Source organism: Niveispirillum sp. GW835-FHT14G11 (assembly GCF_058793615.1).
In genome coordinates this window covers 625,754-639,857 of sequence record NZ_JBXAFZ010000002.1, presented here as the reverse complement: position 1 = coordinate 639,857, position 14,104 = coordinate 625,754, and the positions used below count along the sequence as shown (strand labels likewise).

General features: G+C 67.5%; 12 protein-coding genes. 2 read left to right on the top strand and 10 right to left on the bottom strand.

The genetic code is table 11. The features are described from left to right. Positions 1–11: 11 nt before the first annotated feature. From AC1Q7F_RS06175 to AC1Q7F_RS06130, 10 genes are all read right to left on the bottom strand, one after another. Positions 12–992 (bottom strand): NAD(P)H-dependent flavin oxidoreductase, encoded by a 981-nt coding sequence (locus AC1Q7F_RS06175; RefSeq protein ID WP_492504871.1) that lies wholly within the window; start codon positions 990–992, stop codon positions 12–14. A gap of 2 nt (positions 993–994) precedes the next feature. Beyond that, positions 995–2,152 (bottom strand): acetyl-CoA C-acetyltransferase, encoded by a 1,158-nt coding sequence (locus tag AC1Q7F_RS06170; protein ID WP_492504869.1) that lies wholly within the window; start codon positions 2,150–2,152, stop codon positions 995–997. Continuing rightward, positions 2,145–2,948, bottom strand: a complete 804-nt coding sequence (locus AC1Q7F_RS06165; protein ID WP_492504867.1) for an enoyl-CoA hydratase/isomerase family protein — start codon at positions 2,946–2,948, stop codon at positions 2,145–2,147. The genes AC1Q7F_RS06170 and AC1Q7F_RS06165 overlap by 8 nt, the downstream gene beginning before the upstream one ends. Beyond that, positions 2,945–4,405 (bottom strand): NAD-dependent succinate-semialdehyde dehydrogenase, encoded by a 1,461-nt coding sequence (locus tag AC1Q7F_RS06160; protein WP_492504865.1) that lies wholly within the window; start codon positions 4,403–4,405, stop codon positions 2,945–2,947. Before AC1Q7F_RS06160 ends, AC1Q7F_RS06165 begins: the two co-directional genes overlap by 4 nt. 80 nt (positions 4,406–4,485) lie before the next feature. Next, the gene (locus AC1Q7F_RS06155; RefSeq protein WP_492504863.1) at positions 4,486–5,265 is read right to left on the bottom strand and encodes an SDR family NAD(P)-dependent oxidoreductase; all 780 of its coding nucleotides are present in this window, start codon (positions 5,263–5,265) and stop codon (positions 4,486–4,488) included. 15 nt (positions 5,266–5,280) lie between these two features. Continuing rightward, positions 5,281–6,228 (bottom strand): acyl-CoA dehydrogenase family protein, encoded by a 948-nt coding sequence (locus AC1Q7F_RS06150; RefSeq protein WP_492504861.1) that lies wholly within the window; start codon positions 6,226–6,228, stop codon positions 5,281–5,283. A 299-nt stretch (positions 6,229–6,527) separates the two neighbouring features. Further along, complete coding sequence (locus AC1Q7F_RS06145; RefSeq protein WP_492504859.1) at positions 6,528–7,616, bottom strand: AraC family transcriptional regulator; 1,089 nt, start codon at positions 7,614–7,616, stop codon at positions 6,528–6,530. Positions 7,617–7,726: 110 nt separating this feature from the next. After that, positions 7,727–8,536 carry an enoyl-CoA hydratase/isomerase family protein gene (locus tag AC1Q7F_RS06140; RefSeq protein WP_492504857.1) on the bottom strand — a complete coding sequence of 270 codons (810 nt, stop codon included), beginning with the start codon at positions 8,534–8,536 and terminating at the stop codon, positions 7,727–7,729. Continuing rightward, a complete protein-coding gene (locus tag AC1Q7F_RS06135; RefSeq protein ID WP_492504855.1) occupies positions 8,533–9,450 on the bottom strand; it encodes an acyl-CoA dehydrogenase family protein in 918 nt (305 codons plus the stop codon). The genes AC1Q7F_RS06140 and AC1Q7F_RS06135 overlap by 4 nt, the downstream gene beginning before the upstream one ends. Then, positions 9,450–10,586: an acyl-CoA dehydrogenase family protein gene (locus tag AC1Q7F_RS06130; RefSeq protein ID WP_492504853.1), complete on the bottom strand. Its 1,137-nt coding sequence runs from the start codon at positions 10,584–10,586 to the stop codon at positions 9,450–9,452. Before AC1Q7F_RS06130 ends, AC1Q7F_RS06135 begins: the two co-directional genes overlap by 1 nt. Positions 10,587–10,824: 238 nt before the next feature. Between AC1Q7F_RS06130 and AC1Q7F_RS06125 the strand changes: the two genes are divergently transcribed. Continuing rightward, positions 10,825–12,453 carry an AMP-binding protein gene (locus AC1Q7F_RS06125; protein WP_492504851.1) on the top strand — a complete coding sequence of 543 codons (1,629 nt, stop codon included), beginning with the start codon at positions 10,825–10,827 and terminating at the stop codon, positions 12,451–12,453. A 34-nt stretch (positions 12,454–12,487) separates the two neighbouring features. Then, positions 12,488–14,095 carry a Vgb family protein gene (locus tag AC1Q7F_RS06120; protein ID WP_492504849.1) on the top strand — a complete coding sequence of 536 codons (1,608 nt, stop codon included), beginning with the start codon at positions 12,488–12,490 and terminating at the stop codon, positions 14,093–14,095. Positions 14,096–14,104: the final 9 nt, after the last annotated feature.

Sequence of the window (14,104 nt, the reverse complement as noted above, 5' to 3'; positions counted from 1 at the left end):
AAGCTCCGATGTCAGGTTTGGGCGAAGGCGGCCAGCCGCCCCCGGATGATGGCGATGGCATCACCCACGATGCGGGTGATCAGCTCATTGCAGGTGGGGATGTCGTGGATCAGGCCCTGGACCTGTCCGGCCCAGATCAGGCCGGCATCCAGATCGCCCGTCTCCAGCGCCTGCCGGCCCTTGGCACCGCGCACCAGATCGGCGACGTCGGGGAAGGTGGCGCCGGGCCTGGACAACCTTGCCACCACCTCGTCCGACACGCTGTTCTTGGCCACGCGGCCGGTATTCTTCAGGTTGCGGAAGATCAGGTTGGTGGCGCGCTCGTCATTGGCGACCAGGAACTGCTTCACCGCCTCATGCAGCGGTGCCTCCTGTGTGGCGCAGAAGCGGGTGCCCATGTTGATCCCGTCGGCCCCCAGCGCCAATGCGGCCACCAGCCCGCGCCCATCGCCGAAACCGCCGCTGGCGATCATCGGGATGGTGACCTTGTCGGCCGTGGCGGGGATCAGTACCAGGCCGGGCACATCATCCTCTCCCGGATGGCCGGCGCATTCAAACCCGTCGATGGAGATGGCATCCACGCCCATGCGCTGCGCCGACACAGCATGCCGAGCGGCGGTGCATTTGTGGATCACCTTCACGCCATTGGCCTTGAAATGCTCCACATGCTCCTGCGGCTTGTGGCCCGCCGTCTCCACCACCGTGACGCCGCCGGCGATGATCGCCTCGCGATAGGCCGCATAGGGTGGGGGGGTGACGGTGGGCAGGATGGTCAGGTTCACGCCGAACGGCTTGTCGGTCAGCGTCCGGCAGCGGGCGATCTCATCGGCCAGGGCATCGGGCGTGGGCTGGGTCAGGGCGGTCAGCACGCCCAGCCCGCCGGCATTGGAGACGGCGGCGGCCAGTTCGGCCCGGCCGACCCATTGCATGCCGCCCTGCATGATCGGCACGTCGATGCCGAAGGCTTCGGTGAAGCGTGTGCGCAGGGTCATGATCAAAGGGCCTCCACGATGGTGACATTGGCGATGCCGCCGCCCTCGCACATGGCCTGCAGGCCGTAGCGGGCCTTGCGGGCGCGCAGGCTGTGGACCAGGGTGGTCATCAGCTTGGCGCCCGTGGCGCCCAGCGGGTGGCCCAGCGCGATGCCGCCGCCATGGGCGTTGACGCGGGCAGGGTCGGCGCCTGTTGCCTGCTGCCAGGCCAGCACGACTGAGGCAAAGGCCTCGTTGATCTCGAACAGGTCGATATCGCCGATGGACAGGCCGGCCCGCTTCAGCGCCCGGGCCGTGCCGGGGATCGGTTCCTCCAGCATGATCACCGGGTCGCCGGCCACGACTGTCATGGTGTGGATGCGGGCCAGCGGGGTCAGGTTATGATCCTTCAGCGCCTGGGCGCCGACCACCAGCACGGCGGCGGCCCCGTCGCACATCTGGCTGGCATTGCCGGCCGTCAGGGTGCCGGTGGGCGTCAGGGTCTTCAGGCCGGACAGGGCCTCATAATTGGCGTCCGCGCGCACGCCCTCGTCCCGCTCATGCAGCCCGCCCGCGATGGGCACGGGCAGCAGCTCATCGGCGAAGGCACCGGCGGCGATGGCGGCCGCCGCCTTTTGGTGGCTGGCCAGCGCGAACCGGTCCATGGCCTCGCGGCTCAGGCCGTATTTGTCGGCGATCATCTGGGCGCCGGTGAACTGGCTGAACCCGTCCACGCCGAACCGGTTGCGGATGGCAGGGCTCCAGGGGCTGCCCAGCCCGGCTTCTTCCGCCAGCCTTGTGGGCGATCCCATCGGTACGCGGGTCATGCTTTCCACACCGGCCGCGATCACCATGTCCTGGGTGCCCGACATCACGGCCTGGGCCGCGAAATGGATGGCCTGCTGCGATGATCCGCATTGCCGGTCGATGGACACGGCCGGGACCGACACGGGCAGGCCGCCGGCCAGCACGGCATTGCGCCCGATATGGAAGCTCTGCTCCCCCACCTGGCTGACGCAGCCGAAGATGACGTCGTCCACGGCCGCCGGGTCGATGCCGACCCGTTTCACCAGATTGGCCAGCGCGAAGCCGCCCAGATCGGCCGGATGCCAGCCGGAAAGCCGGCCGCCCCGGCGCCCGCCGGGCGTGCGCAAGGCGGCCGCGATATAGGCCTCAGCCATGATTGTCTCCCTCTACGGCATGAAATGCCGGCTTGCGTTTGGCCAGGAACGCCGCGATGCCTTCCTTGGCCTCCGCCGTTTTGGCGGCATCGGCAATGGCGCGGGATTCCGCCTCCAGATGGCGTTCCAGGCTGGTGTCAAAACTGTCGCGCAGCAGCACGCGCGACCGGCCCATGGCGCCCGTGGCCCCGGCGACCAGCCGGGCCACGGTGACGGCGGCTTCCGCCTCCAGCTCCGTATCGGGCAGCACGCGGGTGATCAGACCGAGCTTTTCGGCCTCACCGGCATCTAATGTCTGGTTCATCAGCACGATGCGCTGCGCCTGACGCAGCCCGACCAGGCGCGGCAGGACCCAGGTCAGCCCGCCATCGGGCGACAGGCCGACCCCGCCATAGGCCGGGGTGAACTTGGCCGATGATGCCGCCAGCACGATATCGCCCAGCAGCGACAGGCTGAAACCCGCCCCGGCGGCGGCCCCGTTGACGATGGTGACCAGCGGCTTTGGCATGCGGGCGAAGCGGCTGACGGCCATATGGACATAGGCGGTCAGTTCCTTCAGCAGGCCCGGCAGCGCATCGCCAGCGCCGGCAAACCCCGCCACGTCACCCCCGACGCAGAAGAAGCGGCCCGCCCCGCGCAGCGTGACGCAGCGGATGGCATCATCCTCGTCACAGCGGATCGCCGCTTCCATCAGGGCGCGGGCCAGGGGCACGTCGATGGCGTTGCCCACGGCTGGCCGGTTGAGCGTCAGGTGGGCGACGGCGCCCGTCCTTTCGAACAGCAACGATGGTGTCATGACGCCTCCCCAAGCCCGGCCATGCAGAGATATTTCAGCTCTGTATAATCCTCGATCCCGTGACGGGAGCCTTCGCGGCCCATGCCGGACTGCTTGATGCCGCCGAAGGGGGCGACCTCGGTGGAGATCAGGCCGGTATTGATGCCGACCATGCCGACCTCCAGCGCCTCGGCCACCCGCCAGATGCGGGCATGGTCGCGGGTGAAGAAATAGCCGGCCAGACCGACCTCCGTATCGTTGGCCATTCGGATGGAATCGGCTTCGGTGTCGAAGGGGAACAGGGCGGCCAGCGGCCCGAACGTCTCCTCACCCGCCACATCCATGGTGGTGGTACAGCCGGTCAGGATCGTGGGCTCGAAGAAGCCGCCGCCCAGGGCGTGGCGCCTGCCGCCGGCCACCAGGGTGGCCCCCTTGGACAGGGCGTCGGCGATATGCTGCTCGACCTTCACCACGGCATTGGCGTCGATCAGCGGGCCCTGCGCCGTGCCCTCCCGTCGGCCGTCACCGACTTTCAGTGCCGCCACGGCGACGGCCAGCTTGTCGGCGAACCTGTCGGCGATCGGGCGCTGGACCAGGAAACGGTTCACGCAGACGCAGGTCTGGCCGCTATTGCGGAACTTGGACGCAATGGCGCCGGTGACTGCGGCATCCAGGTCGGCATCATCGAACACAATGAAGGGCGCGTTGCCACCCAGTTCCATGGACAGTTTCTTCATGGTCGGCGCGCATTGCGCCGCCAGAGTCCGTCCGACCTCGGTCGATCCGGTGAAGCTCAGCTTGGCGACCACGGGGCTGGAGGTGAGTTCCCCGCCCACGGTCCGGGCGGCCCCGGTGACGATGTTGAACACGCCCGGCGGCATGCCCGCCCGTTCGGCCAGAACGCCCAGTGCCAGGGCTGTCAGCGGCGTCTGGCTGGCCGGCTTCAGCACCAGTGTGCAGCCGGCGGCGAGTGCGGGGGCCACCTTGCGCGTCACCATGGCGGCGGGGAAGTTCCAGGGCGTGATGGCGGCCACCACGCCCACCGGCTGGCGCAGCACGACGATGCGGGCGTCGCGGCGATGGCTGGGGATCACCTCACCATAGACGCGTTTGGCCTCCTCCGCGAACCACTCGATATAGGCGGCGGCATAGGCGATCTCACCGCGTGCCTCGGCCAGGGGCTTGCCCTGTTCGCTGGTCAGGATCAGGGCCAGATCGTCCTGTGCTGCCGTCACCAGATCGAACCAGCGGCGCAGGATGCGGCCCCGGTCGGCGGCCGTGCGGGCCCGCCAGGCGGGAAGGGCTCCCTCGGCCGCAGCGATGGCGGCCTGCACGTCATGCGCGTCACAGGCCGGCATATGGGCCAGCAGGTCGCCATTGGCCGGATCATGGACCGGGATGGAGCCTTTGCCGATCCAGCTTCCACCGATCAGGCAGGCCTCGCGCAGCAGGTCGCTGTCTCGCAGCTTCGATTTCATTTCTCTCCGGGGGCAAAGAAAGGGCGTTTCCGGCGGCCTGGACCGTCGGAGCAGGGAAAGCGGGTGCTGTCAGAGGCCCATCAGGCGTCGGGTTCGACCCACTGCACCCGGCGGGCGCGTTCGGACAGGTACTTGGTCGATGTCCAGCCACCATCGACCACGATGGTCTGGCCATTGATGAAGCTGCCGCCGGGGGAGCAGAGGAAGGCGACGGTGCTGGCGATATCGTCCACATGTCCCAGGCGGGTATGGGGCGTCATCTCCTGGTTCATGCGCCGGAAACCCTCATCCTCCATCCGGCCGGCGGTCATCGGGGTTTCCACCACGCCCGGCGCCACGGCATTGGCGCGGATGCCCTTGGCTCCGTACTCGCAGGCCAGATGCTGGGTCAGCCCCGTCAACCCGGCCTTGGCGGCGGAATAGGCGCCGCCGCGCAACCCGCCGATCACGGCATAGGTGGAGGTGATGTTGATGATCGCCGACCCCGGCCCCATGTGCGGCAGCACCTCCCGCGTCAGGCGGAAGGGGGCGCGCAGCATGATGTCCAGGAAATGGTCCAGGGTCGCGTCGTCGGTCTCGTGCAGCGGCTTGGGCCGGCCGATGCCGGCATTGTTGACCAGGAAATCGATATGGCCCCAGCGCTCCACGGCCAGTGCCACCACGCGCCGGGGCGCGTCGTCCCCGGTCAGGTCCACGGCCAGGGTGGCGACGCGGTCGGGGCCCAGCGCCGTCTCCAGTGCCTGCAGCTTGTCCGCATCGCGGCCCACGCCAACGATGGCCATACCGGCTTCGGCCAGTTTATGGGCGCAGGCCAGACCGATGCCGCTGCCTGCGCCTGTGATCACCGCGACCTGCACCATGGTGCTTCACTTCCCTCAAGTATTCGGCGGCAGGGCCGCCAGGCGCCGGTTGGCCGCCTCCGCCCCGCCATTGATGGCCAGCAGCAGGCGGACCCGCTTCAGCACCAGATGCGGGTCGGCTTCCTCGCTGAAGCCGATGCCGCCATGGATCTGGATGTTCAGCCCGGCATTGTCCAGGGCTGCCGTCGCGGCCATCAGCAGCGCGCTTTCCACCTGGAAGGCGACATCGTCGCGGCCGTCATCCAGGGCCACGGCGGCGAACCCCACCAGATCGCAGGCGGCGCGTGCCGCGACAGCCATGTCGGCGCAATGATGCTTCACGGCCTGGAAGCTGCCGATGGCGCGGCCGAACTGCACGCGCAGCTTGGCATAGTCGACGGCCATGTCGGTGGCCAGTTGCGCCATGCCGGCCAGGGCGGCGGCATCGTTCAGGCGCAGGCGCAGCAGGCCGGCCTGATCGAAGCGGGCGACGACCTGCTGGTCGCCGCCCGCCTTCCGCACCTGGGCCAGCCAGTGATGTCCGTCCAGCAGGGCGCTGTGCGCCGGGGCCGCCGTGATGAAGGCCCCATCCTCATCGCGCACCAGAAGACCGCTCACCCCTGGTGCATCAACGAAAATGGTGCGTCCTGTGCCGCGCCAGGCGGCGGCCAACTTTCCCGCCACCTTGTACCCCACGGCATGGTTGGCCCCCATGGTGGCCAGCACGGCGGGAGAGGCCAGCCGCCTTCCCAGTTCCAGAGCGATCAGCGCCTCTTCAACCGCCCCCAGACCGCTGCCCCCCTGTTCCTCGGGCAGGGTGATGCCGAACAGGCCCAGATCGCCGAACGCGGTCCAGGTCTCCGTTCCCTCATGCTCGGCCGCATGCAGCCGCGACAAGGGCAGCAATGCTGTCAGGGCGTCTCCCATGGCCATGGCCACCGCCCGTTGCTCCTGGGCGGGATGATACCGCTCGACAGGCTCCATGATGCGTTACCCGCTTGGTTATCGTTTATCTCCCAGGATCATAGCCAAGGCGGGAAGGGGGCGCATTCACATTGGAAGACGAAGGGTCGACACCGCGCGACAGGAGAGGGGGATTGTTGAGATGTACCGGCATTTCCCGTTTATCGCCTCCCCGGCGAAGGCCGGGGCCCAGGGGGCACAGCCTCAAACCTCTAAGCTGCCTTGATCGAAGCAACCGAAAGGTCGGGCATTTGGACCCTGGGTCCCGGCCGTCGCCGGGAAGGCGAGTGGGGTAGTGCTTCAGATGAAACCCGACAGTCTCAATGCGTCGCCACGCACCCTCTTCCCTGTTGGCGCAGCAGGTGCGGTGAAGTGCCGAACCAGCGATTGCAGCTCCGCGTCAGCACCGACGTGTCGGCATAACCCAGCTTCTCCGCGATATGGGTCAGGGGCAACTCGCTGTTCAGGATATAGTGCAGGGCCATTTCCCGCCGCACCTCGTCCTTCAGATCCTCGAACGTCGTGCCCTCGGTCTTCAGCCGGCGCTGCAACGTGCGGGCATGCATGCAGAGTTCGGCGGCGATATATTCGTTGCGGCAATTCTCGCTGGCCAGATGCCGGCGGATCATCTCGCGCACCAGGGCGTGGGTCGGCGGCGTGGCATGGGGGAAATGGCTGTCGATATAGGAGGTGGCCATGTCGTAGATCTGTTCGTCCGCCTCGCGGATCGGGCACAGCAGATCATCCTCCGTCACCTGCACGCCGTCGGTCGCCTGTTCGAACCGCACGTCGCAGCCGAAATAGTCCCGGTATTTCTGGGGCGTGGACAGGGCCTCGTGCTGGAAACGCACCAGCCGGGCGGCGGCCATGCCGCCGGAAATGCCGATCAGGTTGCGGTGGGCCAGCAGCATGGCATGTTCCACGGCCTGGGCGCGCTGGGGCAGGTTGTCCAGCAGGATTTCCAGGCGGATGAACAGGATGTGCTGACGGCGGTCCGGCTCGAACCGCACGCGGGTGGCCAAGCAATAGGCGTGGATATGCTTGGCGCAATAGCCCAGGGCCTGACCGACCGTCGTGGAATTCTTCATGACGATGCCGATGGGCCCCATGACCTTGTGCCCGTCCTGCAGGCAGGCCAGCCGCATGCCGAAATCCGGGCATTTAAGTTCCGCGGCCGCCAGTTCCAGCAACTGCACGAAGGACCGGTAGGCGATGGTGGAACCGCGACGTTCCATGACCAGCGGGCTGATCCGGGCCTTACGGAACAGGTCCGCCGGATCGCCGCCCAGCTCCCGCACCAGTTCCGGCAGGAACCGCAGGGCCTGGGAATTCAGAACGTCGAAATTGGGATCGGCGGCGCGTGCGTCGGCACGGCTGCTGCCCTCACCCTCGATATGCCGGATATCCATCGACCTCCCTCGCGCTTGCAGGCTCTCCGGCCGGTTGGCGTCATCATGCCGCCAAGCGGACGGGCTGGCAACCGGGTTGGAGGGGTACAGGGCATCGGGGGGCATGGGGATCACCGGCGGGCGTTGGGGTCGGGGTTCCAGCGGGGTGCGCGCTTCTCTGCAAAGGCCTGCGGCCCTTCGGCGAAGTCCGGGTGGCTCCATTGCGACTTCAGCAATTCCCAGCCGAATTCGGCGGCAGCCGGTTCCGTCAGTTCGGTGGAGGCCCAGATGGCGCGCTTGGTCAATGCCAGGGCCTGGGGTGAATTGGCGGCGATGGTGCCCGCCAGTTCCTTTGCCCGCTCCAGTGTTGCCGCTGCGTCGGATTCCAGCAGATCGACCATGCCCAAGGTGAAGGCCCGCTCCGCCGACATCCGATAGGATCGGCCGGCCAGCCCCATCAGAAGGGCCGCACCGATGCCGGCCCGCCGGGCGATGCCCACGGATTCAAGCGCGGAGACCTGGCCCACGGAAACATGGCTGTCCATGAACTGCGCCTGGGCGCTGGCCACCACGATGTCGCTGTCGGCCACGAAATGCAGCCCGCCGCCATTGGTCAAGCCGTTCACGGCGCAGATCACCGGCTTGGACACCCGCACCATGCGGGGGGAGAAGCGGTTGGCGACGGCATAGGGCTGGTTCTGCAACCCGCCCATCCCGACCTTCAGCGCCGAAACGTCGGCGCCGGTGCAGAAATGCCGCTCACCGGTACCGGTGATGATGGCCACGCGGATGTCGCCATCGACCTCCACCCGCTGCCAGGCCGCTTCCAGGGCCAGCAGCAGGTCGGGCGACAGCGCATTGCCGCGCGCCGGCCGGTTCATGGTCAACAGCGCCACGCCCTCGGCAACGTCGATCAGCAGGGGGGATTGTTCCTGTGTCATGCGTCGCTCCTGTCGAAGCAATGGGCGGCGATGGTGCCTGAAGCGGCTTCGCGTCCGCCCAGCACCGACAGCAGGTATTTCAGCCGGTAGGTCCAGAGATGCAGCGGATGTTCCAGCGTCATGCCCATGGCGCCCAGCATCTGGTGCAGGTCATAGGCGATCCGCGCCCCGCAATCCTGGGCATGGAAGGCGGCCAGGGCCGCATCCCCCTCATCTCCCGTGCTGGCTGCCCGCAACGCCAGCCAGCGCACCCCGCCCGCCAGCACGGCGCATTCCGCCATGCGATGGCGCAGCGCCTGGAAACTGCCCAGCGGCCGGCCGAACTGCTTGCGGTCGGTCAGGTGGGTGACGGTGCTGTCGAGGGCGGCCTGGATCAGGCCAGCCGCTTCCGCCGCGATGGCAATGCGCAGGCAGCGCTGCACCAGCACCACCTCCTCATCCGTCAGGGGGGAGATGGCCAGGGCGCCGGTCACCCGGCCCAGCGGGTAGGCGTAGATGCTGTCCACCGGCACCACATCCGACGGTGCCGGATGGGCGATGCCCCAATCCTCCCCGTTGCGGATCAGCAGGGTGCGGGCCTGGGCCACGAAGCGGCCGGGCCTGCCATCTTCCACAAGGGCGAAGGGGCGGGGCAGGGTGCCGCCGCGCAGATGCGGACGGACCAGCATGGACAAGGCCGTTTCCGCCGCAAAGGGCAGGCGGGACAGCCGCTCCACCGCCAGTACGGCTGCGACGGGGCCCAGGTCCGGGAAGGCGGCGATGTCGAAGAATTCCGCTTCCGCCAGATCATCGTCCAGTGCCGCGCTGGTCAGGGCGAAGCCGTGGAAATCGATGGGCTTGTCCTGATAGGCACCGGCCAGCCCGTCCAGGGCCGTGGCCAGGGTGCGCTGATCGTCATTGAGCCGGAAATCCATCAGCGCGGCTCCCTGGGCAATTGCAGAAGGTCGGTGGCGATCAGGTTCAACTGGATCTCCGCGGCACCGGATGCGATGCCGGCCACGATCCCGCGCTGATGGTGGGCCAGCAGCATCGGGTCGCCATCGGCCAGCGCGTCGGGGCAATGTTCAACGACGAATTCCGACACGGCCCGTTCGGCCAGGACGGTGGCATAGCGCGCGGCACTGGCCTCCGGTCCCGCCTGGATGCCATGGCGGCGCTGATCGATAATCGAATAGCTGTACAGCCGGGACGTATCACAGGCGGCCTTGGCACGGGCCGCCTGGGTGACGATCCCGCCCGTGAAACCACCGTTCCGCTTCAACCGTGCGACGGCCCGGCCCAGCATGCGGTCGGCCAGGGCGAAGCGGGGAATGCCCACGCGTTCCAGCGACAAGGCCGCTCCGATGATCGACCAGGCCTGGCCTTCACCTCCCAGCATGGCGCTGGCCGGCACGCGCACACCATCGAAGAACACCTCATGGATATCGCCTTCGCCAATGACGCTGGGGATCTGGCGGACGATGATGCCGGACGTGTCCATCGGCACCAGGAAGATGGAGATGCCGCCCTTGCCAGGGGCAGTACGGGCCAGCAGGAAGCAGGTCTCCGCCTCGCCGGCATAGGATGTCCAGATCTTCTGGCCATTGATCAGATACTCATCGCCATCCCGTTCCGCGCGGGTGCGCAGCGAGGCCAGGTCCGATCCGGCTTCCGGTTCGGAGAAACCCTGGCACCACAGCGTCTCGCCCCGCGCCATGAGCGGGATATAGCGTTCCTGTTGTTCCGGGCTGCCGAAGCGCATCAGCGTCGGGCCGATCCAGTTGACATTCATGTACTGCCCGCCGCGAGGCTCTCCCGCCGCCCACATCTCTTCGGCCAGGATGAAGGCGGACCAGGGGTCGGCGTCGCGCCCGCCCCAGCGTTCCGGCCAGTGCGGCACCAGCAGGCCGTCGGCCGCCAATGCTGCGCAGAATTGCCTGGAAAAGGCGGTCTGGGCGGGGGAGCCGGGGCCATGGGCCATCTGTTCCCAGTCATCGGGCAGATGCCGGGTCAGGAAATCCCGGATCCTTTGTCGAAACGCCTGCTGTTCCGCATCCCACCTGAAGTCCATTTTCTGGATTCCGTTTTGACTTGTAAGCCTTTTGTCACCGCTACAGCAGTAGAAGGGGGGAGCGGGTGCGGCCACGACATAATCTTGATCGCAGGCGACAGGCTTATTTTATCTAATAAAAACAATGCATTAATGATCAATCGACAGCTTGCGGCGCACACCTGTTTAGGGCTATTTCCAAGGGGTCTGGACAAATTGAACAGGCCGGAAAAGGCCGCGAGCGAAGGAAATGCCAGGAATGAGCCCGCCCAGCAGCGAACGCAGACTGATCGCCGGCCGTTCCGTCCGATGGGACGGGGCGCGTGCGGCGGCAGCCTATGAAGCCGGCTGGTGGAGCCGGGAGACCAGCGTCGATGCGCTGAACCGCGCGGCCGTCGAGACGCCTGGCCGGGTGCTGATGGTGGATGGCGACGTGCGCCTGGACGCACGCACCCTGCATGACCGCGCGTCGCGGCTGGCGGCCACGCTGCTGGCCCGGTGCGCGGTTGGCAGCGTGGTGTCCTTCATGCTGCCCAACTGGCACGAGGCGGCGGAGATCTATATGGGCGCCACCATGGCCGGCATGGTGGCGCATCCGCTGCTGCCGTCGCTGCGCGACAGCGACCTGTCCTTCATCCTGAAGGATGTGGACAGCCGGATCATCTTCATCCCCGCCCAGTTCCGGGATTTCGATTATGCCGCCATGCTGTCGCGCGTGGCGTCCGGTCTGGACAATCCCCCCACCGTCGCCGTGCTGCGCGGCGATGCCGGGCCGCACACGGAATATGACACGCTGTTCGCCCAGGACGCCGCGCCCCTGCCGGCGCTGGACCCCGATGCGGTGCGGATGATCATGTACACGTCGGGCACGACCGGCCGGCCGAAGGGTGTGATGCACAGCCATAATTCCATTCATGCCCTGATCCGGCAGATCGGCCGTCATTGGCGGGTGGAACCGGGTGATACGTTCCTGGTGCCCTCGCCGATCAGCCATATCGGCGGTTCCATCTATGCCTTTGAATGTCCGCTGCTGCTTGGCTCGCGCGCCGTGCTGATGGACAAGTGGGATGCGGATATGGCGTTGGGCCTGATGCAGGCGGAAACCTGCACCCATATGGCCGGCGCCACCCCGTTTCTGGAACAGCTGCTGGCCTCAGCATGCCGTGTGGGCGCGCGGCTTCCCGACCTGAAGGTCTTCATCTGCGGCGGCGCCTCCGTTTCGCCGTCGCTGATCCGGGCGGCGGCGGACAGTTTTCCAATGACGGCGGTCAGCCGCGTCTATGGTTCCACCGAGGTGCCGGTGACCACGGTCGGTGCCCCGTCGCGCCGTGACCTGGACCATGCGGCCGACACGGACGGCAAGGTCGGCATCGCCGATATCCGGCTGGTCGATGCGACCGGCGTCGTGACCGACGGCGAGGGGGAAATCCGCGCCAAGGGTCCGCAGATGCTGGTGGGTTATCATCATGCCGTGGATGAGGAGGCGAGCTTCGACGCCGACGGCTATTTCCGCACGGGCGATCTGGCCCGCCGCGTGGACCGCGATTATCTGGTCATCACCGGCCGCGCCAAGGACATCATCATCCGCAATGGCGAGAATATCTCGCCTAAGGAGATCGAGGATCTGTTGGCCGACCACCCGCTGATCCGGGAAATCGCCATCGTCGGCCTGCCCGATGCCAGGACCGGGGAACGGGCCTGCGCCGTCATCGTGCCGGGTGTTGAGCCGGGACCTGATGTCGCCAGCCTGCGCACCTTCCTGGAACAGCGGGGCGTGGCGCGCTTCAAGATACCGGAGCAGGTGGTGCTGTGGCCGTTCCTGCCCAAGAACGACGCCGGCAAGGTGTTGAAGCAGAAGATCCGGACGGCACTGCTGGCGGAAGGCTGATCGGCACCGGCCGGAATTACCGGAGGAACAAGCGATGATGCAGCGTTCGGGACGCTATCCGGCGGTACATTCCGTCCGGGTTGCCGATGGCTGGTGCCTGCGGCGGTTGACGCCGGCCAGCCGTCTTTACGGGGCCAACGGTATCCGCGCCGGGGCCGATGACCGGCTGTATGTGGCCCAGGTGCTGGGCAGTTGCATCACCGCCATCGACCCTGACAGTGGTGCCATGGACACGATCAGCCCGCAGGGCGGGGCGATCGTGGCGCCGGACGATCTGGCCTTCTCCCCGCGGGGAGAGTTGTACGCCACCGAGGTGCTGGACGGGCGCGTCGCCGTGCTGGGGGTGGATGGCCATGCCCGGGTGCTGCGTGACGATTTGCCGGCGGCCAATGGCATCACCTTCCACCATGGAAGGCTGTTCATCGATGAATGCCGTATCGGCGGGCGCGTGCTGGAACTGCCGCTGGATGGCGGGGAGCCGCGGCTGATCCTGGACAATGTGCCCCTGCCCAACGCGCTGGAGGTGGGGCCGGGCGGGCATCTCTATTTTCCCGTGATGGGCACCAACGAGATCTGGCGCGTCCATCCCGATGGCGGCCCGATGCAGCGGGTGGTGGGCGACCTTGCCGCCCCCGTGGCGGTGAAGTTCGATCCCTACGGCTATATCGTCTCCCCGCAATCGGCGACGGGAGAGGTGCTGCGCATCCATCCCGGCACAGGCGAACGCAGCACCCTGGCCCGGCTGGATCCCGGCCTGGACAATCTGACCTTCCTGGGCGACCGGCTGTTCGTTTCCCACCTGTCCAACGGGCAGGTCACGGAAATCCTGGGCGGGGCCAAGGACAGGCTGGTGCTGCCCGGCGGCTTCAACGGTCCCATGGGGCTGGCGGTCGGCGGCGATGGACGGCTGTACATCGCCGATGGCGTCTCCTTCTACGTTCTGCCGGACGGGGGTGCGCCGCAACGGCTGGGGATGATCTTCAGCCCCGGCTATCCAGGCAATGTGCGCGGGCTGGCCGCTGACGGGGACGGCTTCGTCACCACGACGACCACGGGGCGCATCGTCCGCTATCGGCCCCAGGCGGATGAAAGCGAGATGCTGGCCGAGGGGTTCGACCAGCTTTACGGGCTGGCCATGCTGCCGGACGGCGCCGTCGTGGCGGCGGAACGCGGCGCGGGCCGGCTGGTCTGCGTCAAGCGCGACGCGGTGGAGGTGCTGGCCGAAGGTCTGTCGGACCCGACCGATGTCGTTCTGGCCCCCGACGGCGCCCTGCTGGTGTCGGAGGCCGGGGCCGGCCGCGTATCACGGGTGACGGGGGCCGGCACGGAAATCCTGCTGGACGGGCTGTGCCGGCCGCAGGGGCTGGCCATCCATGGCGGCCGGCTGTTCATCGTCGATGCCGGCACCTGGGAACTGCTGGTGTTCGATCTGGCGACGGGCCAGCGGGAAGTGATCGCCGCCGGTCTGCCGCTGGGCGCCCCGCCGGGTGTGACACCGAAGCCGTTGCGCGCCATGCTGCCCTTCTCCGGCCCCATGGGACCGTTTGCCGCCATCGCCGTGGGCGGCGATGGCACGCTTTACCTGTCCGCCGATGGCGAGGGGTCGGTCATGGCGCTGCGACACCGACGGCATGAGTTTTGACTCATGCCG

Excerpts from the sequence above, each read along its gene's own strand:
- AC1Q7F_RS06175 (WP_492504871.1), bottom strand. The coding sequence starts at position 992 with ATGACCCTGCGCACACGCTTCACCGAAGCCTTCGGCATCGACGTGCCG.
- AC1Q7F_RS06170 (WP_492504869.1), bottom strand. The coding sequence starts at position 2,152 with ATGGCTGAGGCCTATATCGCGGCCGCCTTGCGCACGCCCGGCGGGCGC.
- AC1Q7F_RS06165 (WP_492504867.1), bottom strand. The coding sequence starts at position 2,948 with ATGACACCATCGTTGCTGTTCGAAAGGACGGGCGCCGTCGCCCACCTG.
- AC1Q7F_RS06160 (WP_492504865.1), bottom strand. The coding sequence starts at position 4,405 with ATGAAATCGAAGCTGCGAGACAGCGACCTGCTGCGCGAGGCCTGCCTG.
- AC1Q7F_RS06155 (WP_492504863.1), bottom strand. The coding sequence starts at position 5,265 with ATGGTGCAGGTCGCGGTGATCACAGGCGCAGGCAGCGGCATCGGTCTG.
- AC1Q7F_RS06150 (WP_492504861.1), bottom strand. The coding sequence starts at position 6,228 with ATGGAGCCTGTCGAGCGGTATCATCCCGCCCAGGAGCAACGGGCGGTG.
- AC1Q7F_RS06145 (WP_492504859.1), bottom strand. The coding sequence starts at position 7,616 with ATGGATATCCGGCATATCGAGGGTGAGGGCAGCAGCCGTGCCGACGCA.
- AC1Q7F_RS06140 (WP_492504857.1), bottom strand. The coding sequence starts at position 8,536 with ATGACACAGGAACAATCCCCCCTGCTGATCGACGTTGCCGAGGGCGTG.
- AC1Q7F_RS06135 (WP_492504855.1), bottom strand. The coding sequence starts at position 9,450 with ATGGATTTCCGGCTCAATGACGATCAGCGCACCCTGGCCACGGCCCTG.
- AC1Q7F_RS06130 (WP_492504853.1), bottom strand. The coding sequence starts at position 10,586 with ATGGACTTCAGGTGGGATGCGGAACAGCAGGCGTTTCGACAAAGGATC.
- AC1Q7F_RS06125 (WP_492504851.1), top strand. The coding sequence starts at position 10,825 with ATGAGCCCGCCCAGCAGCGAACGCAGACTGATCGCCGGCCGTTCCGTC.
- AC1Q7F_RS06120 (WP_492504849.1), top strand. The coding sequence starts at position 12,488 with ATGATGCAGCGTTCGGGACGCTATCCGGCGGTACATTCCGTCCGGGTT.